Annotated in this window: 25 protein-coding genes; 13 read left to right on the forward strand and 12 right to left on the reverse strand. The window is 63.6% G+C overall.

Annotation, left to right across the window (positions count from 1 at the left end; all coding sequences use genetic code 11):
• Positions 1 to 8 precede the first annotated feature (8 nt).
• From NKI21_RS04810 to NKI21_RS04820, 3 genes are read left to right on the forward strand one after another with little or no spacing between them, the layout of a single operon-like run.
• A complete protein-coding gene (locus NKI21_RS04810) occupies positions 9 to 878 on the forward strand; it encodes a carbohydrate ABC transporter permease (protein ID WP_352442136.1) in 870 nt (289 codons plus the stop codon).
• Positions 875 to 1699, forward strand: coding sequence for a carbohydrate ABC transporter permease (locus NKI21_RS04815; RefSeq protein WP_352442137.1), 825 nt, complete (start codon positions 875 to 877; stop codon positions 1697 to 1699). Before NKI21_RS04810 ends, NKI21_RS04815 begins: the two co-directional genes overlap by 4 nt.
• Positions 1700 to 1723: 24 nt before the next feature.
• Positions 1724 to 3217 carry a M81 family metallopeptidase gene (locus NKI21_RS04820; protein WP_352442138.1) on the forward strand — a complete coding sequence of 498 codons (1494 nt, stop codon included), beginning with the start codon at positions 1724 to 1726 and terminating at the stop codon, positions 3215 to 3217.
• Between the two features lie 147 nt (positions 3218 to 3364).
• On the opposite strand, the gene NKI21_RS04825 is transcribed toward NKI21_RS04820, so the two are convergent.
• The 6 genes from NKI21_RS04825 to NKI21_RS04850 form a co-directional block, all read right to left on the reverse strand.
• Positions 3365 to 5419 (reverse strand): M3 family metallopeptidase, encoded by a 2055-nt coding sequence (locus NKI21_RS04825; RefSeq protein ID WP_352864730.1) that lies wholly within the window; start codon positions 5417 to 5419, stop codon positions 3365 to 3367.
• 97 nt (positions 5420 to 5516) lie between these two features.
• A complete protein-coding gene (locus tag NKI21_RS04830; RefSeq protein WP_128304090.1) occupies positions 5517 to 5948 on the reverse strand; it encodes a nuclear transport factor 2 family protein in 432 nt (143 codons plus the stop codon).
• Positions 5945 to 6589, reverse strand: a complete 645-nt coding sequence (locus NKI21_RS04835; RefSeq protein WP_023811712.1) for a carbonic anhydrase — start codon at positions 6587 to 6589, stop codon at positions 5945 to 5947. Before NKI21_RS04835 ends, NKI21_RS04830 begins: the two co-directional genes overlap by 4 nt.
• A 148-nt stretch (positions 6590 to 6737) precedes the next feature.
• Entirely contained in the window at positions 6738 to 7508 is a 771-nt protein-coding gene (locus NKI21_RS04840; RefSeq protein WP_352864735.1) for a DUF429 domain-containing protein, read from the reverse strand.
• A complete protein-coding gene (gene pdxY, locus NKI21_RS04845) occupies positions 7505 to 8389 on the reverse strand; it encodes a pyridoxal kinase PdxY (protein ID WP_352797653.1) in 885 nt (294 codons plus the stop codon). Before pdxY ends, NKI21_RS04840 begins: the two co-directional genes overlap by 4 nt.
• A 13-nt stretch (positions 8390 to 8402) precedes the next feature.
• Positions 8403 to 8654, reverse strand: a complete 252-nt coding sequence (locus NKI21_RS04850) for a hypothetical protein (protein ID WP_352797650.1) — start codon at positions 8652 to 8654, stop codon at positions 8403 to 8405.
• A gap of 162 nt (positions 8655 to 8816) precedes the next feature.
• Between NKI21_RS04850 and NKI21_RS04855 the strand changes: the two genes are divergently transcribed.
• From NKI21_RS04855 to ppa, 6 genes are all read left to right on the forward strand, one after another.
• Positions 8817 to 9455 (forward strand): LemA family protein, encoded by a 639-nt coding sequence (locus NKI21_RS04855; protein ID WP_023811716.1) that lies wholly within the window; start codon positions 8817 to 8819, stop codon positions 9453 to 9455.
• A gap of 200 nt (positions 9456 to 9655) precedes the next feature.
• Positions 9656 to 10471 (forward strand): TPM domain-containing protein, encoded by an 816-nt coding sequence (locus tag NKI21_RS04860; protein ID WP_352864738.1) that lies wholly within the window; start codon positions 9656 to 9658, stop codon positions 10469 to 10471.
• A 4-nt stretch (positions 10472 to 10475) separates the two neighbouring features.
• Positions 10476 to 11357: a TPM domain-containing protein gene (locus tag NKI21_RS04865; protein WP_352772738.1), complete on the forward strand. Its 882-nt coding sequence runs from the start codon at positions 10476 to 10478 to the stop codon at positions 11355 to 11357.
• Between the two features lie 8 nt (positions 11358 to 11365).
• Entirely contained in the window at positions 11366 to 12004 is a 639-nt protein-coding gene (locus NKI21_RS04870; protein WP_352555499.1) for a TPM domain-containing protein, read from the forward strand.
• A 117-nt stretch (positions 12005 to 12121) separates the two neighbouring features.
• Positions 12122 to 12628, forward strand: coding sequence for a GNAT family N-acetyltransferase (locus NKI21_RS04875; protein WP_352442145.1), 507 nt, complete (start codon positions 12122 to 12124; stop codon positions 12626 to 12628).
• Between the two features lie 112 nt (positions 12629 to 12740).
• Entirely contained in the window at positions 12741 to 13274 is a 534-nt protein-coding gene (gene ppa, locus NKI21_RS04880; RefSeq protein ID WP_127294141.1) for an inorganic diphosphatase, read from the forward strand.
• Positions 13275 to 13593: 319 nt separating this feature from the next.
• Here the strand turns inward: ppa and NKI21_RS04885 are convergent, their stop codons facing one another.
• Both NKI21_RS04885 and NKI21_RS04890 read right to left on the reverse strand, forming a co-directional pair.
• Complete coding sequence (locus NKI21_RS04885; protein WP_352864743.1) at positions 13594 to 14187, reverse strand: hypothetical protein; 594 nt, start codon at positions 14185 to 14187, stop codon at positions 13594 to 13596.
• A gap of 45 nt (positions 14188 to 14232) precedes the next feature.
• Positions 14233 to 14850 (reverse strand): TetR/AcrR family transcriptional regulator, encoded by a 618-nt coding sequence (locus NKI21_RS04890; protein ID WP_352864746.1) that lies wholly within the window; start codon positions 14848 to 14850, stop codon positions 14233 to 14235.
• A gap of 72 nt (positions 14851 to 14922) precedes the next feature.
• Here NKI21_RS04890 and NKI21_RS04895 point away from each other — a divergent pair, with 72 nt between their 5' ends.
• Entirely contained in the window at positions 14923 to 16206 is a 1284-nt protein-coding gene (locus NKI21_RS04895; protein ID WP_031213431.1) for an MFS transporter, read from the forward strand.
• 286 nt (positions 16207 to 16492) lie between these two features.
• Complete coding sequence (locus tag NKI21_RS04900) at positions 16493 to 18052, forward strand: alkaline phosphatase D family protein (RefSeq protein ID WP_502896750.1); 1560 nt, start codon at positions 16493 to 16495, stop codon at positions 18050 to 18052.
• A gap of 48 nt (positions 18053 to 18100) precedes the next feature.
• Here NKI21_RS04900 and NKI21_RS04905 read toward each other — a convergent pair whose 3' ends face one another.
• Entirely contained in the window at positions 18101 to 18382 is a 282-nt protein-coding gene (locus NKI21_RS04905; protein WP_352442147.1) for a hypothetical protein, read from the reverse strand.
• 196 nt (positions 18383 to 18578) lie between these two features.
• Between NKI21_RS04905 and typA the strand changes: the two genes are divergently transcribed.
• A complete protein-coding gene (gene typA / locus NKI21_RS04910; protein ID WP_352442148.1) occupies positions 18579 to 20408 on the forward strand; it encodes a translational GTPase TypA in 1830 nt (609 codons plus the stop codon).
• Positions 20409 to 20468: 60 nt separating this feature from the next.
• Here the strand turns inward: typA and NKI21_RS04915 are convergent, their stop codons facing one another.
• On the reverse strand, positions 20469 to 21095 hold the full coding sequence (locus NKI21_RS04915) for a DUF1062 domain-containing protein (protein ID WP_352864749.1): 627 nt from the start codon (positions 21093 to 21095) through the stop codon (positions 20469 to 20471).
• 604 nt (positions 21096 to 21699) lie between these two features.
• Between NKI21_RS04915 and NKI21_RS04920 the strand changes: the two genes are divergently transcribed.
• A complete protein-coding gene (locus tag NKI21_RS04920; protein WP_352864752.1) occupies positions 21700 to 22314 on the forward strand; it encodes a LysE family translocator in 615 nt (204 codons plus the stop codon).
• 4 nt (positions 22315 to 22318) lie between these two features.
• On the opposite strand, the gene NKI21_RS04925 is transcribed toward NKI21_RS04920, so the two are convergent.
• Together NKI21_RS04925 and NKI21_RS04930 are read right to left on the reverse strand one after the other, a co-directional pair.
• Positions 22319 to 22642, reverse strand: coding sequence for a YciI family protein (locus NKI21_RS04925; protein ID WP_352660036.1), 324 nt, complete (start codon positions 22640 to 22642; stop codon positions 22319 to 22321).
• Positions 22643 to 22778: 136 nt separating this feature from the next.
• Positions 22779 to 23342, reverse strand: coding sequence for a peroxidase-related enzyme (locus tag NKI21_RS04930; RefSeq protein WP_352864757.1), 564 nt, complete (start codon positions 23340 to 23342; stop codon positions 22779 to 22781).
• Positions 23343 to 23461 lie beyond the last annotated feature (119 nt).

The following is a 23461-nucleotide window of genomic DNA, read 5'->3' on the forward strand; positions in this document are numbered from 1 at the left end:
GCCAGCAGATGCAAAATCGTTTCTTGCCCTATCTCCTGACCTTGCCCAGCCTGTTTCTGGCGGCGGTGGTCATCTTCTGGCCGGTCTGGGACCTGATCCAGATCTCGACGCATGAGGTCAGCCGCTTCGGCCAGCTTCGCGACTTCAACGACTTCGCCAATTTCGCGGCACTCGCTGCCGATCCCGATTTCACGGCCGCGCTCTGGCGCACCGGCCAATGGACGGTGATGGTGGTCGGCGGTGCGCTTCTCTTGTCGATCCCGGTGGCGATGATCCTCAACACCGATTTCTATGGCCGCGGCATCGCCCGCGTCATCATCATGCTGCCCTGGGCGGTGTCGCTGACCATGACCGCGGTGGTCTGGCGCTGGGCGCTGAGCGGCGAAAGCGGCATGCTGAATTCCGCGCTGATCGGCCTCGGTCTCATCGACCACAACATCCAGTGGCTGGCGAGTGCCGAGACCGCTTTCCCGATGCAGGTGCTGATAGGCATCCTGGTGACGGTGCCGTTCACGACGACGATCTTTCTCGGCGGGCTGTCGTCGATTCCGGACGATCTCTACGAGGCGGCGGCGCTCGAAGGGGCGACGCCGCTGCAGCAGTTCCGCGAAATCACCTTTCCGCTCCTGAAACCGTTCATCAACATCGCCATCGTGCTCAACACCATCTATGTCTTCAATTCCTTCCCGATCATCTGGGTGATGACGCAAGGCGGGCCGGCCAATTCGACCGATATCCTGGTCACCCATCTCTACAAGCTGGCCTTCCGCATCGGCAAGCTCGGCGAGGCATCGGCGGTGTCGCTGGTGATGTTCGCCATTTTGCTGGTCTTCACCATGATCTATGTGCGGCTGGCGATGCGGGAGCAACGCGCATGACGAGCAAGCTCAAGCGTTCCGTCATCGCGTGGCTGCTGCTGGCGCCGCTGATCGTGGTGACGCTCTTTCCCTTCGCCGTGATGTTCCTGACCGCGGTCAAGCCGAGGCCGGAAGTGCTGTCGCCGACCTGGTGGCCGAGCGAATTCCGCTGGTCGAATTTCTCCGACATGTGGGTGGCGACCGGCTTTGGCCAGGCGTTGCTCAATTCGCTCTACGTGTCTGTGATCGCCACCGTCGGCGCCATCCTGATCTCGGTTCCGGCGGCCTACGCAATGTCGCGCTTCCGCTTTGCCGGCTACGGCGCCTTGCGTCAGTTCCTGCTGATTTCGCAGATGATCTCGCCGATAGTGCTGGTGCTCGGCCTGTTCCGGCTGATGGCCGCCTGGGGCCTGGTCGAAAGCACGACGGCGCTCGGCTTCATCTACATGGCCTTCAACGTCGCCTTCACGGTGTGGATGCTGCAGAGCTATTTCGACACCATCCCGCGCGATCTCGAGGAAGCCGCTTGGATGGAAGGCGCCGGTCGCTGGCTGACCTTGCGCAAGGTGTTCCTGCCGCTGTGCCTGCCGGCGATCGCGGTGACCGCGATCTTCACCTTCATCAACGCCTGGAACGAATTCGTCGTGGCGCTCACCATGCTGCGCAGCCAGGAAAGCTACACGCTGCCGATCCAGGTGTTCTCGCTGGTCGCCGGCCGCTACACCATCGAATGGCATCACGTCATGGCCGCGACGCTGCTGGCGACCTTGCCGGTGGCCATCCTGTTCATCTGGCTGCAGCGCTACCTCGTTCGCGGGCTGGCACTCGGGGCGGTCAAATAGCGCCTATTCACGGACGGAGCTTTCATGCGTATTTTCACCGCCTCGCTGGCGACGGAAACCAACACCTTCTCGCCGGTGCCGACCGATAGGGCCTCGTTCGAGATGGCCTTCTATGCCGGGCCCGGCAAACATCCGGAAACACCGACGCTGTGCTCCTCGCCGATGGTTGTCCTGCGCCGGCGCGCTGTAGCCGAAGGCCTCGATGTCATCGAGGGCACCGCCACCTGGGCGGAGCCGGGCGGGCTGGTGCAGCGGCAGACCTATGAGGTGCTGCGCGACGAGATCCTTGGCCAGCTCAAGGCAGCGTTGCCGGTCGATGCCGTCATCCTCGGCCTGCATGGCGCCATGGTGGCGCAAGGCTATGACGACTGCGAAGGCGACCTGCTCGAACGGGTTCGCGCAATGGTCGGGCCGGAGGTGGTGATCGCCGTGGAACTCGATCCGCACAGCCATCTGACACCGAAGCGCGTGGCGGCCTCCGACATCCTCGCCTACTTCCTCGAATTTCCGCACACCGATTTCTATGAGCGCGGCGAACACGTCGTCGAGCTTGGGCTTGCGGCGGCGAGGGGCGAGATCAAGCCGGTCATCTCGACCTTCGATTGCCGCATGATCCAGGTCCTGCCGACCAGCCGCGAGCCGATGCGCTCTTTCGTCGACCGGATCAAGGCGCTGCACGGCAAGGACGGCGTGCTGTCGGTCTCCGTCATCCATGGCTTCATGGCCGCCGATGTGCCCGAGATGGGCACGCGCATCCTGGTCGTCACCGACAATGACAAGGCCAAGGGCGACGCGCTGGCGGAACGGTTGGGGCGGGAGCTCTACGCGCTGCGCGAGAAGACGGCGATGACGATGCTGAGCGCCGCCGACGGCATCGATCGGGCGCTGGCCGTGCGCGCCGAGAATCCGGGCAAGCCGGTGGTCATCGCCGATATCTGGGACAATCCCGGCGGCGGTGTGCCCGGCGACGGCACCTTCGTGCTGCGCCAGATGCTGGCGCGTAGCCTGGACAAATTCGCCGTGGCGACGATCTGGGATCCGATCGCCGTCACCTTCTGCCTGGCGGCCGGCGAGGGCGCGGTCATCAACCTGCGCTTCGGCGGCAAGGCCGGGCCGCAGGCCGGCGAGCCGATCGATGCGCGCGTGCGCGTGCTGAAGGCGGTTCCGGAGGGTTGGCAGAGTTTCGGGCCAAGCCGGGTGACGCTCGGGCCGACGGCGCTGGTCCGCCTCGAAGGCACCGAGGTAGACATCATCCTCAACACCAATCGCACGCAGACCTTCGAGCCGGATATCTTTTCCAACATCGGCGTCGATCCGCTGGCCAAGGACGTGCTGCTGATCAAGTCGACCAACCATTTCTACGCCGGCTTCGAGCCGATCGCCGCCGAGATCATCTATGTCTCGGCGCCAAGTTCATATCCCAGCAATCCGGCGGTGACCGATTACAAGAAGCTGACGCGGCCGGTGTGGCCAAGGGTGGCTGACCCTTGGAAGGATGCTGGTAATCTCCCCCCTTGAGGGGGAGATGTCGCCGAAGGCGACAGAGGGGGTCGTCTCTCGTGAAGCGCCAACCTTCTTCTGCCGCGGGAGGTCGAGCCCGGTCGGACCGACCCCCTCTGGCCGCTTCGCGGCCATCTCCCCCTCGAGGGGGGAGATTATTCGGTGCTATACCAGCCCGCGCTTGACCATCATCGCTTCCGGCGACGGCATCTTGCCGCGAAACGCCGTGTAAAGCTCCTCCGGATCCTTCGAACCACCGGCGGCGTAGATGTTCTTGCGCAGCCTCTCGGCGAGCGCCGGGTTGAAGGGGTCGCCGGTCTCCTCGAAGGCGGCGAAAGCGTCGGCATCGAGCACTTCCGACCACATGTAGGAATAATAGCCGGCCGAATAGCCTTCGCCGGAGAAGACGTGGCCGAAATGCGGGGTCCGGTGGCGCATGGCTATGGTGTCCGGCATACCAAGCTTTTCGAGCGTTTCGGTTTCGAAACGAAGCGGCGCTTCAGGCGCGTCCGCCCGCGCGTGATAGGCCATGTCCATCAAGGCGGAGGCGGTGAATTCTACTGTTGCAAAGCCGGCGCCAAACGTGCGCGCGGCCAGCATCTTGTCGAGCAGCGCCTTGGGCATCGGCTTGCCGGTCTTCACATGCAGCGCGTGTCTTTCCAGCACCGCCGGCACGGTCAGCCAATGTTCGTAGAGCTGCGAGGGCAGTTCGACGAAATCGCGGCTGACCGAGGTGCCCGAAACCGAGGGCCAGGTGACGTCGGTCAGCATGCCGTGCAGAGCATGACCGAATTCGTGGAACAGCGTTTTTGCCTCGTCCACCGACAGCAGCGCCGGCTCGCCCACCGGCGGCTTGGCGAAGTTCATGATGTTGTAGATGACCGGGCTCGCACCGCGACCGAGCCTGTAGCCGGATTGCAACGCGCTCATCCAGGCGCCCGAGCGCTTTGACGGCCGGGCGAAATAGTCGGCCAGGAACAGGCCGCGCTCGCTGCCGTCGGCATTCTTCACCACGAAGACGCGGGCGTCGGGATGCCAGGCCGCGATGCCCTTCTTCTCCTCGAAGGTGATGCCGAACAACCTTGTCGCGACGTCGAAGCAGGCATCGATGATCCGGTCGAGCTGCAGATAGGGTTTCAGCTCGGCCTCATCGAAGGCGAATTTTTCCGCGCGCAGTTTCTCCTGGTAGAAGCGCCAGTCCCATGCGGCGAATTTTTCATTGCTGCCGGCTGCGGTGGCCAGCCGCTGCAGCTCGGTTTGATCGGCGGCGGCTTTCTCCAGCGCTTTCTCCCAGACCGGGTCGAGCAGCGCGTGCACCGCCTTCGGAGTCTTGGCCATGGTGTCGTCGAGCTTCAGCGCGGCGAAGGAGCCGTAGCCGAGCAGCTTTGCCTTTTCGGCGCGCAGCTTCAGCATCTCGCGCACCACGTTCGTGTTGTCGGTGGCGCCGCCGTTCTGGCCACGCATGGTGAAGGCGCGGAAGGCGATCTCGCGCAGGTCGCGGCGTTCGGAGAAGGTCGAGAACGGCTCGTAGATCGAGCGCGACAGGGTGACGGCATAGCGGCCCTTCTTGCCACGCATTTCGGCGGCCTCGGCCATGGAGCTTTTCACGAAATCCGGCAGACCGATAAGGTCGGCTTCATCGAGAAACAGCGCCCAGTCGCGCTCGTCGGCCAGCACGTTCTGGCCGAAAGTCGTGCCGAGCGAGGACAATTCCTCGCTGATGCGTGCCAGCCGTTTCTTGCCGTCGGCGTCGAGCTTGGCGCCGGAACGGACGAAGCCCTTCCAGGTCTTTTCCAGCACCCGCAGGGTCTCTGCGTCGAGCTTCAGGCTCTCGCGGCGCTGGTAGAGATCGTCGATGCGGGCAAACAGCCGCTCATTCATCGAAATCGCCGAGAAATGCCTGGACATTTTCGGCGAGATGTCGCGCTCCAGCGCCTGGATCGTCTCGTTGGTGTAGGCGCCGGCGCGGCACCAGAAGATCGACGAGACGCGGTCGAGCGCTTCGCCGCCGAGTTCCAGCGCGGCAAGCGTGTTCTCGATGGTCGGCGCATCCTTGCAGCCGGCGATCGCCTCGATCTCGGCCTCGTGCGCCTTCAGCGCCGCGTCGAAGACCGGGGAGAAGTCGCCGTCACCAATGCGCGTGAAATCGGGCAGGCCGAGCGGCCCTTGCCACGCGGTCAGCGGATGGGCGGCGAGGTCGACGGCTTTCGTGGAAGGCATGGACAGTCTTTCGCTGGTGAGGGCAGGCAGGTGGATGGTACCCGATGTAGGGCGCGGCTGGCGGGCCCGCAATATGCGGATTTGGCCGATATCGGCCTCAGAAGCCGTCGCAGTTCTCGGCGATCGTGGCTTGCGAACTGGCGGTGATGCGGTTGTCGCTTACCGCGAAGGTTTCGTGCATCAGCATGTCGTTGTTGGGGAAATCGTAGCAGGCGACCACCGTGGTGACGCCGCCTTCGCTTTTCTCGACCCTGTGCCGGATTGCCGCACCGGCAACCGCACCTTTCCACTCGTCGATCGAAGCGATGAATTCCTGCTTGCTTTGCACGATGCCGAGGTCGTCCAGCTTGATGTGGACATCGTCGGCGAGCAGGTCGGACAGTTCGGTGCGGTCGGCGACCAGCAGCGCCGAATACCAGCGGCTGATGAGGGCACGATCATCGGCGCGGGCGGCAATCGCTACCAGCAGCGCGGCCGCCGTCAAAACGATCGACCGGATGTTCACCACCTTGCGCGCCGCTGTGTTCATCCCAGCTCCGGCCGTTCGAAATCGCCGGTCTCCTTGTTCATCGTCCAGAGTTCGCCGGTCGAGATATCGAACCAGGCCCCATGCAGCGACAGTCGCCCCTTGCCCTCGAGAATCGAGACGCAGGGAAAGGTCCGGAGATTGGCGATGGAATAGCGGATCGAGATGCGCTCCAGCGCGGTCTGGCGCTCCGACGCGGTCATGAAGGTGCTGGAGGAGACGGTTTCGGCCGCCGGCGCGATCAGGCTCATCCACTTGCCGATGAAGTCGCCCGGCGAAAGCGGCGCTGAATTGGTGTCGAGCGCTGCACGGATGCCGCCGCAGCGGCCATGGCCCATGACGACGATGTTCTTGACCTTGAGGCTCTGCACGGCGAATTCAAGCGCCGCCGAGGTCGAATGGAACTCGCCGTCGGGAGCATAGGGCGGCACCAGATTGCCGACATTGCGCAGCACGAAGAGTTCGCCGGGCCCGGCGTCGAAGATCGCCTCGGGCGCCGAACGAGAATCGCAGCAGGCGACGATCATCGTCTCCGGCGCCTGGCCTTCCCGAGCGAGATCGCGATAGCGCCCGCTCTCTGTGAGATAGCGGCCATTCATGAAATTGCGGTAGCCGGCGAGAAGATGTTCAGGGAGATGGGACATGGGCGGCGTCTGGAGCCTTTCCGGGTTGGATGCGGCAGCTCGTTGCGGTCTAGAGAGGCTCTAGCGGCAAAAGCCGGTCGCGAGCAATGCAGAATTATGAGGGCTGGCTAGAAATGCCATGCATCGAGCGCAACCTTGGCCAACAGCGTTACGCCCAGATGGCGACAGGAATGCCAAAGCTGTCGCGGCCCGGCGGGTCGGGCAGCGGCCGTGCCTCACCGCTGGCGATGCGACCGGCGATCAGCATCATTGCGGCCGCGTCGAGGAAATCATCGGCGGCTGCGCCGCGCGGTGGCGGCTGGTCGAGAAAGCCCGTCTCATAGCCATGCCGGCAAAGCAGAGCCTTGCGTTCCGTCATGCCGGCCGGATTGATGCTGCCCTTGATCTTCTTCGGCAGTTGCATGGCCTGATCGCCGTTCAAGCGGCAGAAAGCGACTTCCGGATGTGATTCGTAGACGCGGCCGCGCAAATCGGGTCGCGCGATCAGCAGGGCGTCGATCTCGCGAATCTTGGCAAAAATGCCGAAGGCCTGGATCGAGACGCCACGCGGCGGGTCGGATGTGGTCATGGCCACCTCGCTTGCCCTGATGTGCGCGGCATACCAGGCTTCGATGGTGGTGAAGCCGTTGGTGTCGGCATAGAGCGCGGCGCGGGAGGGGATCGAGAAGACGCTGGATTGGCGTGCCCCGAGCAGCGGCCGCACCAGCGCTTCGGGGCCGCGACCGCCCTTGCCCGAAAACTCGGGCAGGCCGATCGGCATGTCGACAGCGATGACAGTATCTGTGGGAAGCGATGCGAGCAGGGCGGTGAAGGTTGCAAAGACACCGACCGACGGTGCCATGCCAGAAGCGCGCCGGACGGCGATCCAGCCGGCCTTGCAGCCGTCGACGCCGACAAGCACGGCCTCAGTCGACGTCACGCCCGGCGGCCCCGCCCCGGATGCGTGAGGTGGCGAAGCTGGACCATCGCCATCGGATGCGACAGGCTCTGCGCATCGGTTTCGAGCTGCAGTTCGTCGCCGCCGCGCTTGGCGGTGCGCGCCAGGATCTCGTAGACCGCCGCCGTCGTCGATTGCAGCGCCTTGATCGGCGGCTGGCCGGACAGGATACGTGCCAGATAGACGGCCGCCGTCAGATCGCCCAGGCCATTCGGCGGCTTGTCGATCAGGCGATGTTCGGCGAGCAGCGCCTGGCTGCTATCGAGCAGGAGATTGCCGGTGCCGCCCGTCATCATGGACGGCGCAGAGGTGACCAGCATGGTCAATGGTCCGGCGTGGAGCGCTGCCGCGATCGCCGATTTCAGGTCGGGCAACGCGGCGCCGGCCATCCATTCCAGTTCGTAGCGGTTGGGGGTGGCTATGTCGGCGATCGGCATCAGCCGGTCGCGCATGGCTATGGCGGTTGGCTCGGGCACATAGAGGCCGCCCGAATCACCCATCACGGGATCGCAGATATAGACGGCGCCGGGCGTCCTTGCCTTGACCGCGGCGACCAGCGAGGCGACGGCCTCAGCCTGGCCGGCCTCGCCGAGATAGCCGGACAACACGGCGCCGACTTCACCCAGCCATGGCGCCCGCTCGAGATCGGCCATCAGCGCCTTGAATTGGTCGAGCGGCGGCACGATGCGCGTTGCCCGGCCATGGCCGGGATGCCAGGGCAGGATGACGGTCGGCACCGCCCAGACCGGGAAACCCAGGGTCTCCAGCGCAAAGACGGCGGCACGGTTGCCGACCGAGCCGCGCGCGACATGGCTGGAAATGACGATGACCGCACGCGGCGCGTCGGTTTGTTCGGCGCTCATTGTCGTTTGATTCCTAACTGCCCCGGATGACGTAAAGCACGAGCCAGACCATCAGGCCCAGCGCCAGCAGCAGGCCCAGCGTGCGGCCAAAGCGGGTGCCCCAGACTTCGATCGGATCGGCGCGATCGGCATCGGCCGCGGTAGCGTGATCGTGCATGCCTTTCGCGGCCCGCCCCGCAAACGAGTCGCCGGCCGGATCCGTCTCGTGCGCGATGCGCTCGAGGATACGGCGCGATTCCTTCTCGCTGTCCTGGTGCTCCGCCATGATGATGTCCCGTTTTGCAGGACCTTATCGCGTTCGTACGGCCAATCACAGAGCCTTGCAGCGGCATTGGGCATGCCAGGCGAGGGCTGCCGGCCCGGGCGGTTTTCTTGCGCGCTGATTGTGGTAATGCTTCGCGTGCAACTTCTACCGAGGGACCCCATCATGTTTGCCCAGCGCCTTGCCTCGCCGTCCACGTTCCGCACGCTGCCCGCCTTCCTGATGATGGCGATCGTGCTGCCGCTGCTTGCCGGCTGCGGCTACAACACCATCCCCACAGCGGAAGAAAACGCCAGGGCGGCATGGAGCGAGGTGCTGAACCAGTATCAGCGCCGCGCCGACCTCATCCCCAACCTGGTCGAGACGGTGAAGGGTTATGCCTCGCACGAAAAGGATACGCTCGACGCGGTGGTCGAGGCACGCGCCAAGGCAACGCAGATCACGGTAACACCGGAAACGCTGAAGGATCCCGAAGCCCTCAAGAAGTTTCAGGATGCCCAGGCGGGGCTGACCAGCGCGCTGTCGCGGCTGATCGCGGTCTCGGAGGCCTATCCCGACCTCAAGGCCAATCAGAATTTCCTGGCGCTGCAAGCCCAGCTCGAAGGCACCGAGAACCGCATCGCGGTGTCGCGGCGCGACTACATCCAGGCGGTCAGGGACTACAATCTGACGCTGAGGACCTTTCCCTCGGTGCTGTGGGCGACCTTCTGGTTCCGCGGCAACGAGCCCTTTGCCAATTTCACCGTCGCCGAAGACAAGATGCAGCCGCCGAAGGTCGATTTCGGCACGAAGCAGGGCGGGTGAAGGACGCATGGTGAGCTTGGTCATTGTCGACCTTGTGTTCCTTCACACCCCCCTCTGTCCTGCCGGACATCTCCCCCGCAAGGGGGGAGATCGGCTGCTTTGGCGGATTGGCCAATTTTCAACATCACAGGAAAAGAGCCGTCAGTGAAGACAGCCAATCTCCCCCCTTGCGGGGGAGATGTCCGGCAGGACAGAGGGGGGTGCCAAGAAACGCCAGCCTGACATTCTTGGCTGTCATTCTCAGCTTCCTCTTCCTGCCACTCGCCATCGCCGCCGATCTCCCCGTCCTGACCGGCCGTGTCGTCGACAATGCCGGCATCCTCGATGCCGCGACCAAGGCGGCGCTGACGCGGAAGCTCGCCGACTTCGAGACAAAAGGCTCCGACCAGATCGTCGTCGCGACGATCCCCAGCCTCGACGGCGAGGAGATCGAGCCCTACGCCAACCGGCTGTTCCGCTTCTGGAAACTCGGCCAGGCGAAGGAAAACAACGGCGTGCTCCTGCTGGTCGCCCTGAACGACCGCAAGATGCGCATCGAGGTCGGTTATGGGCTGGAAGGTACGCTGACCGACCTGCATACCAAGCTCATCATCGAAAGCGACATGGTGCCGGCCTTCCGTGCCGGCGATTTCTCCGGCGGTATCAGCAAAGCCGTAGACGACATGATCATGGTGCTGGAAGGAAATCCGGAGGAGCTGGAGGCGCGCGGCGAGCGCAACCAGGAGGCGCCTTTCGAGTCCGACGACCTGTTCTTCACCGTGTTCATCGGCATATGGATAACCATTATGGTCGGCAGTCTTGCTGTCTCCATCTTGCCGCCGATCTTCGGCCAGAAGCTCGGTCCTGGCCGCTACCGCTGGCTCGGCATGACCTTCGAGCCAAGCCGGCGATCCTCCCGTGGTGGCTGGTCGTCGGGAAGTTCCAGCGGCGGCTGGTCTTCGGGGTCAAGCAGCGGTGGAGGCTTTTCCGGCGGCGGCGGTTCGTCCGGCGGCGGCGGCTCGTCGGGAAGCTGGTGATGGCATGACGATACCCAGCATCAGCCTGTCGAAACACGACCGCCTCGCCTCGGCCGTCCTGATTGCCGCGGTCGTGCTGTTCTCCTGCGTCATGGCCTACGCGGCCGACCTGCCGGCGCTGACCGGCCGTGTCGTCGACAATGCCGGCATCATCGATGCCGCGACCAGGGCGGCGCTGACCCAAAAACTCGCCGACTTCGAGACAAAAGGTTCCGATCAGATCGTCGTCGCGACGATCCCCAACCTTGATGGCGAGGAGATCGAGCCCTACGCCAACCGCCTGTTCCGCTTCTGGAAACTTGGCCAGGCGGGCGAGAACAATGGCGTGCTCCTGCTGGTTGCCCCGAACGACCGCAAGATGCGCATCGAGGTCGGTTATGGGCTGGAAGGTACGCTGACCGACCTGCACACCAAGTTGATCATCGAAAACGACATGGCGCCGGCCTTCCGCGCCGGGGACTTCTCCGGCGGTATCAGCAAAGCCGTCGATGACATGGTCATGGTCCTGGAGGGCAATCCCGAAGAACTGGAAGCGCGAGGCAAGCGCAATCCCGCCGATGACGGCACGTCCATCGATCCGATCGTTGCCGTGTTCCTGATCCTGTGGGCGACGATGTTTTTCGGCGGGTTGGCGATGGCGTTCCTGCCGCCGATGTTCGGCACGAAGCTGTCGCCGGGCGTGTACAGATGGCTGGGCATGACGTTTCGTTACGGCCGTGGGCCGAGCGGGTACTCGGGCAGCAGCGGCTGGACAACGGGTTCGTCTTCGGGCGGCTGGTCGTCGGGGAGCTCCGGTGGTGGTTGGTCTTCGGGATCAAGCGGCGGTGGCGGGTTTTCCGGTGGCGGCGGCTCATCGGGTGGTGGCGGTTCTTCAGGAAGCTGGTGAGACATATCATGGCAACACGACCAATCAGCCCGCAGGATCATGAGCGCATCGCAACCGCGATCCGCGGCGCCGAGGAGAAAACCGACGGCGAGATCTACTGCGTCGTGGCCCATGCCAGCGACGGCTATTTCTTCCCGGCCGCCTTCATGGCGACCGTGTGCATGCTGATCGTCAGCCTGGCGGTCGGCTACGGTCTGGAGGCCTGGTGGCTGTCGATCCGGCTGCCGCATTTCGTACTCGCCCAGCTCCTGGCGCTTGCCTGCGTGCTGGCCTTGTTGTGGGCGCTGCCCGGCCTGCGCATCCATCTGGTGCCGAGGCGGCTGCGCTACCAGGCGGCGCACGCCAACGCGGTCAAGCAGTTCCTTGCCCGCAACGTCCACCGCACCACGGCGCGCACCGGCGTGCTGGTCTTCGTCTCGATCGCCGAGCGCTATGCCGAAGTGGTCGCCGATTCGGGCATCGACGCCAAGGTCGGCCAGCATGTCTGGGACGGTGTCGTGCGCGACTTGACCGCGCATGCCGGCGACGACCGGCTTGCCGACGGCTTCGTCAAGGCGATCGAGCAGGTGGGTGCGGTACTGGCCGAGCATTTCCCGGTCACAGTGGGCGACAGCAACGAACTCGACGACCATTTGGTCGAAATCTGAGTCCTTCCAGTGAAGCTTCGAGGGCCCTGTCTTAGGTGGTGACCGCCTGTGAGAAAGCAGCCGGCGGGCCGCCGGGACTCTTGCAATCGGGCGATGCGGGTTTATGGTTAACAAATCATGAATACGCTGACGATCGACATCCGGAAAGCCGACCCGCGCGATGCCAGTGCCATCGCCGAGGTGCATCTGGAGGCCTGGCGCGGCGCCTATTCCGGCATCATTCCGCACCGCACCCTGACATCGATGATCAACCGTCGAGGCGCCGACTGGTGGGCGAATGCGATTCGCCGCGCCGCCACCGTCCTGGTCGTCGAGATCGGCGGCAAGATCGCCGGCTATGCGACGATCGGCAAGAACCGCGCCCGCGAACTGCGCCAGCAAGGCGAAATCTACGAATTGTACCTGCGGCCGGAATATCAGGGCATCGGGCTTGGCAGCCGCCTGTTTTCGGCAGCCAGGGCGCGCCTGGCCGACCATGGGCTGAAAGGCATGGTCGTGTGGGCGCTGGAAGACAACCAGAACGCGCTTGCCTTCTATGCCGGCGCCGGCGGCCGCGATGTAGCCGAAGGCGTCGAGATCTTCGAGCAGAAGGCGCTCAAGAAGGTCGCTTTCGTCTGGGAATGACAGCCCGGCCTTTCGGCCATTGCGTCTCCCGATTTCAGCCAGCACCATTCGCCGCATTGCACCATGACGCGCCGCCCGCTATCGATCGTCCATCGAGAGAGGGATTTAAGCCATGCGCATCGAAGCCATAGCCAGCGGAAAGAATCCGCCTGAGGACGTCAACGTCATCATCGAGGTGCCGATCGGCGGCGAGCCGATCAAGTATGAGATGGACAAGGAAGCCGGCACGCTGTTCGTCGACCGCTTCCTGCACACCTCGATGCGCTACCCCGGCAATTACGGCTTCGTGCCGCACACGCTGTCGGGCGACGGCGATCCGATCGACGTGCTGGTCTGCAACACGCGCGCCCTGGTGCCGGGCTGCGTCATCAACGTCAGGCCTATCGGCGTGCTGATCATGGAAGACAATGCCGGCCAGGATGAGAAGATCATCGCCGTGCCGTCGCCGAAACTGACGCTGCGCTACGAGAACGTTACCGAATACACCCAGCTGCCCGACATCACGCGCCAGCAGGTGCAGCACTTCTTCGAGCACTACAAGGATCTCGAGCCCGGCAAATGGGTCAAGATCGAAGGCTGGCACGATTCCAAATATGCCAAGAAGATGATCGTCGAGGCGATCGAGCGGGCCAAGGCGAGCAAGTAGCTGGGCTCAGGCTCTGCGGAGCATCAACCCCGCAGGGCCTAGGCTTCGCGAGGCCCCTCGACTTCGTCATACCAGGGCGGAGCAGCCGCGAAGCGGCGTCGCGGAGACCCTGGTATCCATGCCGTGACGCTCGGTGAAGTGCGCGGCTAAGCAGAATTCTGCACCGTTGTGGTGTTGTTGGTGTCGCGGCATGGATCCTCGGGTCTGCGCTGCGTCGCTACGCTCCTTGCTGCCCGTGGATGACGAAGTCAAAGGCGTTTCGGCCAATCCCAACGTGTGCGACCTGCATGTGGCAGAAGTTCCGTGCTAAGCAACTGATCTAGTTATCCACCCGGCCGAAAGCCGGCACGTTGCCGATGACAGTGCGCCTGTCCTTGCCACAGGCGAAGGTCCGCGCCTTGTCGTCGGCAAGCTTGCGCGCCTGATCGTTGGCGGTGGGATTGCCCGTGGCCAGCACCAGGCCGACGGTGCAGCCGTCGCGGGCGTCCATCTGGCCGACCTTGGCGACGAGCAGCACCTCGGTCGGCTTTTTCTCGTCCTCGGGATTGCTGATCGAGCGGCGATGGATGGCGGCATAGGGCACTGCCGTGTCGCCCTTGGTTTCGATGCGCCATTCGATCTTGGCTCCGGACGAATTGAAGCCGGAAAAGCTTTCCCAGACCGTCGTCATGTCGCCGCCGGGCGGAAAGCCGTAGAACAGCGATTCACGCGCGTCGTCATAGGCGATCAGTACGGGATAGCCGCGATAGCCCGAACAGGCGAGTTCGGCCCAGTCGCCGTCGCCTTCTTCTGCCTGCGCGTAGGTCACGCAGTCCGTTTTCGAATCCAGATCGGTGTAGGCGCTGGACATGCCGTCGGCTTGCGCCACCTGACCGAGACCGACCAGAACAAGCGGGATCAGAATGGCACGCATGGCGGTCAATCTCCGTTGCAAGCCGCCGCAGCGTAGCGTCAAACGCTATTTCTTCAAGCTCGCTTCAATCAGCAGGTCGGCGTTGCGGGCGACCGCTTGCGCCGGACCGCCGAGCCCGAACAGCTGGCCGCTGATATAGGCGCCCTCGATCAGCAGCAGCAGGCCGTCGCCGAGCGTGTCAGGGTCTTGCGCGCCCATCGCGGCCGCCATGGCGCGCAGCCGGCGGCGCAGTTCCTGCTTGTTGGCCTCGCTGACCACGCGGGCCGGATGGCTGTGGTCGGGATATTCGACCGCCGCGTTGGTCATGCCGCAGCCGCGATAATCCGCCACTTGCGTGCGTTTGCCGATGCGGGTCAGGAAAGCCTTGATCTGTGCGCGCGGGTCGCCGGGATGAGCGGCGACCGCCTCGTCGAAACGCCCCCAATATTCAAGATCGTACTGCCTGAGATAGGAGGCGGCCAGTTCATCCTTGGACGGAAAGCTGCGATAGAGGCTGGGCTTGGTGACGCCGGCACGTTTGACGATCTCGTCGACGCCTATCGCCCTGATACCGCGCCGGTAGAACAGGTCATACGCCACATCGAGGATCTTCTTGGCTGCTTTCGGCGGCGCCGACGCATGACCGTCGCTGATGGTCAGATCAATATTTTTGTCCGTTGGCATCGTGTGGCTCGATTGACAATGTTACCGATCGGTACGTATACATACTCCACCTGCAACGTACCGGTCAGTAACATGATAGCTCAATCCCGCCCATTTGGCCAGCGCTACGCTTTCGTCGTGGTCGGCGTCATCTTCCTTAGCCTGCTGGTCGCGGCCGGTCTGCGGTCCGCTCCCTCTGTCATGATGCTGCCGCTGGAGACCAGTTTCGGCTGGCGGCGCGACATCATCTCGCTGGCCGCAGGTGTCGGCATCCTGCTTTACGGCCTGACGGGGCCATTTGCCGCGGCCCTGATGGAGCGCATCGGGCTGCGCCGCACATTGCTGGCCTCGCTGGTGGTGATGTCGGGCTCCACGGCGCTCAGCTTGCTGATGACCAAGCCGTGGCATTTGTTCATCACTTGGGGCGTGTTCTCGGGCATTGGTTCCGGCGCTGTCGCCAGCGTGCTCGGCGCGACCATCGTCAACCGCTGGTTCAAGACCAATCGCGGCCTTGTCATGGGATTGATGTCGGCTTCCAGCGCCTCGGGCATGCTGGTGTTCCTGCCGCTGATCGCCGCTCTGGCGCAGTCGGGCGGCTGGCAGCCGGTTGTCATCGCGGTCGCGATCGCGACCGCTGCCCTGATACCGCTGGTCTGGCTGCTGGTGCCGGAGCGGCCGGCATCGATCGGCATGGTGCGCTACGGCGCCGAGGCTGACGACGTGCCGCCCACTCCGCCTGCGTCACAGGGCAATTTTCTGGCGCACACGCTGAACACCCTGCGCCGCGCCGCCGGCACCCGCGTCTTCTGGTATCTGTTCGCCACCTTCTTCGTCTGCGGCTTCACCACCAACGGGCTGGTCGGCACGCATCTGATCGCGTTCTGTGGCGACATGGGCATCGGCGAGGTGCAGGCCGCCGGCCTGCTGTCGATGATGGGTATCTTCGACCTGATCGGCACGACACTGTCCGGCTGGCTCACCGACCGCTACGACCCGCGCAAGCTGCTCGGCGTCTATTACGGCATTCGCGGCCTGTCGCTGATCTACCTGCCCTATTCCGGCTTCTCGGCGACCAGCCTGATCATCTTCGCCGTGCTCTACGGCCTCGACTGGATCGCCACCGTGCCGCCGACGCTGCGGCTCGCCAATGAGGCGTTCGGCGACCGCAGCGGGCCGATCGTGTTCGGCTGGATCGTCGCCGGACACCAGATCGGTGCGGCGACAGCCGCCGCCTTCGGCGGCACCATGCGCGAGTTGCAGGGCAATTACGAACTGGCGTTCCTGATCGCCGGCATGACGGCAATCGCCGCCGCCTGTATCTCGCTGCTGATCAACACCAGCAAGCCAGCTTTCGAGCCAGAGCCGCAGGCGGCTTGAAGCTCGGCGACGGAGCAAATCTCCCCCTCGAGGGGGAGATGGCCGCGAAGCGGCCAGAGGGGGCGGTCCGACCGGGCTCGGCCTCCTGGTGCAGATGGAGGCTGGCGCTCCATGCGCGGCGACCCCCTCTGTCGCCTTCGGCGACATCTCCCCCTCGAGGGGGGAGATCACCCGCCTGTTGATCGTCAGAAAAACTTCATCATTTCGAGATGTCCCTGAAACATTGACGCTGGATTTTGGTGGCACCGTTCAAGCCATCCAGGAGACAGCCGTGAACAAGCTTTCGATGACCCGCCGCGCTTTCGTCACTTCCGCCGGCGCCGTTGGCCTGGCCGGCGTTTCGGGTCTGGCGCTGCCCTACTATTCGCGCGCCAATCAGCGGCCGGCCTTCACCCATGGCGTCCAGTCCGGCGATGTCGACGCAACCAGCGGCATGGTGTGGACGCGCACCGATCGCCCTTCGCGCGTCATGTTCGAAGTGTCGTCGACGGAGAATTTTGCCAATGCGACGCGCCTGGCGCCTCTCGATACGTCGCCGGCCAGCGATTATACGGTCAAGCGGCTGCTCACCGACCTCGCTTCCGACCAGGACATCTTCTATCGAATGACGGCAGCCGACCTCGCCGACATCAACGCCGTTTCGGAGCCGATCACCGGCCGTTTCAGGACGGCGCCAGCCTCGAAGCGCGACATCCGCTTTGCCTGGTCCGGCGACACCGCCGGCCAGGGCTGGGGCATCGATGAGACCGGCATGAAGACCTACGCCACGATCGGCAAGCACACGCCCGACTTCTTCCTGCATTCGGGCGACACCATCTATGCCGACGGCGCCATGAAGGACGAGGTCGACCTGCCCGGCGGCGGCAAGTGGAAGAACGTCGTGTTGATCGACGGCAAGCGCAAGGTCGCCGAGACGCTGGATGAATACCGGGACCAGTGGAAATACAACATGATGGACGGGAACGTGCTCGGCCTGAGCGCCATCTGCCCGACTTTCTACCAGTGGGACGACCATGAAGTGCTGAACAACTGGTCGGATTCCAAGGATCTCAGCGCCGACAACCGCTACACGGAAAAATCCATCCACGTGCTGGCGGCCCGCGCGGCGCGGGCTTTCCACGAGATGACGACGATCCGCTACGAACCTTCCGAGCCCGGCCGCGTCTATCGCAAGATCGCTTACGGGCCGTTGCTCGACGTGTTCTTCCTCGACATGCGCTCCTATCGCGGCCCCAATGGTCCGGACATGCAGGATGAGATGACGCCGCAATCGCGCATGCTGGGCGAACAGCAGACGAGATGGCTGAAGCGCGAACTGGCGAATTCGAAGGCGACCTGGAAAATCATCGCCGCCGACATGCCGCTCGGCCTCGTCGTCTGGGACGACGGCACCAAGAAGGTTGGCGCCGAAGCGGTCAGCAATGGCGACAATGGCTTGCCAAAAGGGCGCGAGCTCGAGATCGCCGACCTGCTGCGCTTCATAAAGAATGCCGGCATCAGCAACACCGTCTGGCTGACCGCCGACGTGCATTACACGGCCGCGCACTACTACAACCCGGACAAGGCGCAGTTCCAGGAGTTCAATCCGTTCTGGGAATTCGTCTCGGGTCCGATCCATGCCGGCACGTTCGGGCCGAACGATTTCGACATGACGTTCGGTCCGGAGCTGAAGTTCATCAAGGCGCCGACCGCCGAACAGGGACAGAATCTGCCGCCCTCGGCCGGGCTGCAATTCTTCGGGCTGGTCGATATTTCAGGCGCCAGCGAGCAGATGACGGTGCGGCTGATGGATCGCGACGACAATGAACTCTACAAGGTGACGCTCGACCCGGTGCGGTCGGCATAAGCGCGCGCTGATGGAAAGGTGTCGCGCACGTCTAGAGCGCGCGGTGTCTCAGTCCGGGTAGCAGACCATGGGGATATTCGGCCAGACGGCGCTGTCGCAGTTGGCGGCGTCCTGCCGCTGCTTGAAGGCGGCGCTGACCGGGCCGGTCACCATCGGGTCGACGCCGTCGGGCGCGTCGGCGAAAATCTGCTCGGCCGACTGGGCCTCTGACGGCAAGGTAGGCCGTGATTCCTTCATCGTCGCGGCCGACTGCGCGGCGTTGGCCGCCAGCAGGACGGCGAAGGCAACTGAGGCGATGAGCGGCCAAAATCGGTTGAGTTTATCGGTCATGACGTTCGAACTGTCTGGGCCCCGAAGGGTTCCCGCCTTGGTTAACAAAATCATCTCACACGCAGATGCTTAAGATTTGATGAGTATTTGGTGACGCGCCTCCTCTTTCGCAACTGCGAAAAACCCTGTATGAGCCGCGCAACCGAAAGAGGCAGCGCCTTTGGCCTGCTGCCTGCAACGCTTCCGAGACCAGAACATGAAAATCCGTAATATCGCGATCATCGCGCACGTCGACCATGGAAAGACCACCCTGGTCGACCAGCTTTTGAAGCAGTCCGGCTCCTTCCGAGATAATCAGCGCGTCGCCGAGCGCGCCATGGATTCCAACGACCTCGAAAAGGAACGCGGCATCACCATCCTGGCCAAGGCGACTTCGGTCGACTGGAAGGATACCCGCATCAACATCGTCGACACCCCCGGCCACGCCGATTTTGGCGGCGAGGTCGAACGCATCCTGTCGATGGTGGACTCAGCCATCGTGCTGGTCGATGCCGCCGAAGGGCCGATGCCGCAGACCAAGTTCGTCGTCGGCAAGGCGCTCAAGGTCGGCCTGAAGCCGATCGTCGTCATCAACAAGATCGACCGTCCGGACGCCCGTCATGTCGAGGTGGTCAACGAGGTGTTCGACCTTTTCGCCGCGCTCGACGCCACCGACGAGCAGCTCGACTTCCCGATTCTGTACGGTTCAGGCCGCGATGGCTGGGTTTCGGAAAATCCGGAAGGACCGAAAGACCAGCAGCTGGCGCCGCTGTTCGACCTTGTCATCAAGCATGTGCCGGAGCCGACCGTTCATCCCGGCCCGTTCCGCATGATCGGTACCATCCTGGAAGCCAATCCGTTCCTCGGCCGCATCATCACCGGCCGCATCGAGAGCGGCACGCTGAAGGCCAACCAGCCGGTCAAGGTGCTGCACCATGACGGTACCCAGATCGAAACCGGCCGTATTTCCAAGATCCTGGCCTTCCGCGGCCTTGAGCGCCAGCCGATCGAAGAAGCGCAGGCGGGCGACATCGTCGCCATTGCCGGCCTGTCGAAGGGCACCGTCGCCGACACGTTCTGCGACCTGAGCGTGAGCGAACCGCTGCATGCGCAGCCGATCGATCCGCCGACCGTGACCATGTCGTTCCTGGTCAACGACAGTCCGCTGGCCGGCACCGAAGGCGACAAGGTGACCAGCCGCGTCATCCGCGACCGCCTGCTGCGCGAAGCCGAAGGCAATGTCGCGCTGAAGATCGAGGAATCGCCTGACAAGGATTCGTTCTTCGTCTCCGGCCGCGGCGAATTGCAGCTGGCCGTGCTGATCGAGACGATGCGCCGCGAAGGCTTTGAAATCGCCGTGTCGCGTCCGCGCGTCGTCATGCAGAAGGGCGAGAACGGCGAATTGCTGGAGCCGGTCGAAGAAGTCGTCATCGACGTCGATGAGGAGCATGCCGGCGTCGTCGTGCAGAAGATGTCCGAGCGCAAGGCCGAGATGGTCGAACTGCGCCCATCCGGCGGCAACCGCCAGCGCATCGTCTTCCACGCGCCGACCCGTGGCCTGATCGGCTACCAGTCGGAGCTGTTGACCGACACGCGCGGCACCGCCGTGATGAACCGGCTTTTCCATGCCTATGAGCCCTACAAGGGCGAGCTGCCGGGCCGCACCAATGGCGTGCTGATTTCCAACGAACAGGGCGAATCGGTCGCCTACGCCATGTGGAACCTGGAAGATCGCGGCCCGATGGTCATCGATCCGGGCGTCAAGGTGTATCAGGGCATGATCATCGGCATCCATAGCCGCGACAATGATCTTGAAGTGAACGTGCTCAAGGGCAAGAAGCTGACCAACATCCGTGCCGCCGGCAAGGACGAGGCGGTCAAGCTGACCCCGCCGATCCGCATGACGCTGGAACGCGCCCTGGCTTGGATTCAGGACGACGAACTGGTCGAAGTGACGCCGAAGACCATTCGGCTGCGCAAGCTCTATCTCGATCCGAACGAGCGCAAGCGGTTCGAAAAGTCGTCCAAGGTGGTCGGCGCGGCGTAAGCTCTCTATTTTCCAACAACCGAGAGGGGCGGAGCAACCAGTGTTCCGCCCCTTTTTCGTTCATCCACCAGCAGCCGAGATGATGGCCTGCCGATCGGTCTCGCCGGCCAGATCGATGCGGATCGCGATTCCCGCGCGGGCCGGCTTGCGCAGGGCCTTTGCTCCATCCGGGTCAACGATGAGCAGCCGCTTCTCCTCCAGCGCCTGAAGCCGTGATCGCGAGATGCCAAGTTCGCTGGCGAGCAGCCGGTCGAGTCGCAGCGATGTCGGCATTTCGAGCCCAAGCTGGATTTCCAACACTGTCGCGGCTTCCCTGGTGTCGCCGAGCCTGCGCTTGTGGACGCTGACATCGGGGAACTCCTCGACGCGCCCGATCCGGTTGCGCAACGCGATTACATCGAAGGCATGACGATGAGCGAGTGCAGGATCGTTGCTTTCGAGTGCCGCCAGCAGCGCCGGGTCGATGTCGCGGCGGTTGCAGCGCTCGAAAATGCCGAAATTCCAGGAGTTGTCGCAGTCGATGCAGCGATAGATCAGCCACACGTCGATGCGTTTGCCATTGGCGTTGACGCGGAATTTCCCGCTGCTGCAATAGGCCTTCACAGTGCCGCAGCGATTGCAGCTGATGAGCGGCCGAGGTGGGGTTTTGGGTGCGATCGTCCAATGGATACGCAGTGGTCCAGACATGCCGATAAGCCCTTCCCGTCGGGAAGTTCATCAGGCCGGCGATGTCGAGATGCCCATGCGGGCACGGCGTGGCGAGAGGCTGCGGTTTTTGGAAATCGGGTGTCACGGGCAAAAGCCGCGCGACGCGGTTCAGCAGTGCCAAACCGGTCTCGAACCGCCGCCCAGAAGAACACATGGAAACGAAAACAGACACCGCGAACGCGGTGTCATGCCTTGTGTCGGGGGAGTTGGCGAGACCGGCGGTTACGTAGGCAAAGTGAAGCTCGAAATTGTTTCGCGGCGGCCTTTCTAGCCGCGAGATGCTGGAGGTGCAAGGGACCTCGCAAGCCTTGGGTTCCTCGCCCCCACGGGAGTGGGGGAGAGGTGGCTCGGCGAAGCCGAGACGGAGAGGGGGCAGGCTCGGCGTTCCAAGCATTCGGAGCAAACTCACCAGCGCCGCGGGCCCCCTCTCCGACCGCTTCGCGGCCACCTCTCCCCGCTTTGCGGGGGCGAGGAACCCAAGCCTTGGTACGTCAGCGCCAATGGCCCGTATCGGGTTGCCTTTGCCAGAGCCGCAACTGTCGAGTATTTGTGGTTGATCGAGTCCCAACCAGAGACCCTGGCCATGCACCTCACCTCGCTGCTCATCTTCGCCGCCGCTTTGTTCGTTGCCGCCGGCTCGCCCGGGCCATCGATCGCGGCGCTTGTCGCGCGCGTCATCTCGAAGGGGTTTCGCGACGTGTTCCCGTTCCTGCTCGCCATGTGGATCGGCGAGGGCATCTGGCTGTCGCTGGCGGTGTTCGGGCTGGCTGTCGTGGCGCAGACCTTCCATTTCGCCTTCGTCGTGGTGAAGTGGGTCGGCGTTGCCTATCTCGCTTATCTCGCCTGGAAGATGTGGACCGCCCCTGTCGACGCGAAAGAGGGCGAGATGCCGCGCGAGGATTCTCCGGCAAAGCTGTTCTTTGCCGGCATGGCGGTGACGCTCGGCAATCCCAAGATCATGATGTTTTACCTGGCGCTGCTGCCGACCATCATCGACCTCGCTTCGGTCAGCATCGTCGGCTGGGTCGAACTGACGGCGACCATGGCCGTGGTGCTGGTCGCCATCGACCTCGCCTGGGTGCTCGCTGCATCACAGGCGCGCAAGCTCCTCAAGAGCAACCGCGCCATGAAGATCGCCAACCGTGTCAGCGCCACGACGATGGCCGGTGCGGCCGCGGCGATCGCGGCGCGGTCGTAACCCGTCACATCATTTCAATGATCGGCGCGATCTCGACGCTGAAGGCCGGGTTCATCAGGATCGGGCAATCCTTGGCCTTGGCTACGGCATCGTCGATGTCTTTCGCTTCGACGATCGTGTAGCCGGCGGTCGGATTGCTGCCGCCATTGTTCTCGACCTTGCCGCCGGGCAGCACCATCTTCGACATGCCGACCGGATTGCCGCCGTCGACCACGGCCGAGCCGAGCTTGCCGTACCAGCCGTTCCAGGCGTCCATTGCGGCTTTCCGCTCGGCCTCGTCGGTCGGCATCTTGCCCGAGCCATGATAGACGTAGAGATACTTCGCCATGTTCTCCTCCCTTGGTGAGCGGCATCGAACCGGCATGCGGTCATGCCGCCTGCCGATCATCGGACCAAACCGGCAAACAAGCAACGAGAATGCGAAACTGCTAATATAACGCTCGACCTGGCCCAGCTGCCGCGCCTCACCGCGCCATGGCGTGGTATTCGTCGTTCGGCCGCATATCGATTGCCGCAGCCACCCGGTTCGACATGTTGAAGAAGGCTGATGTCGAGGCGATGTCCCAGATGTCGCGGTCGGTGAAGCCGGCCTTGCGAAGGGTGGCCCGATCGGCCTCGACGATCTTAGCCGGTTCTTCCGTCAGCTTGACGGCGAATTCGAGCATTGCGGTCTGCTTGGGCGAAAGATCGGCGGCGCGGAAATTCATCACCATCATTTCGCCGAGCGCCGGGTCGCCGGACAGCTGACGTACCGCCGCGCCATGCACGGTCAGGCAATAGTAGCAATGATTGATCGAGGAGACGACGACCGCGATCATCTCGCGCTCCAGCTTCGAGAGGCCGGAATCACCCAGCATCAAATCGTTGTACATGTCGGTGAAAGCGCGCAGCTTCTTGTCGTCGAAGGCGTAGGCCTTGAGCACGTTGGGGACGAGGCCGAGCTTCTCCTCGCATTTGGCGAAATAGGCTTTTGTCGCGTCGCTCAGCTCTGCCTGGCCAAGGTCAAGCGCGGTGATTTTGCCGGTCATGGGTCATTTCTCCTCGTTGCGCGGCATCTTGTCGCCAAATTCCGATAATTCTTGGCAAGCCGTCAAACCTTTGTCGCCAAACAGCGGTCATCTGCTACCATAGTCGTAAAAGCATTGAC

The sequence above is a fragment of the Mesorhizobium sp. M0715 genome (assembly GCF_040320355.1).
Taxonomy (GTDB): Bacteria; Pseudomonadota; Alphaproteobacteria; order Rhizobiales; family Rhizobiaceae; genus Mesorhizobium.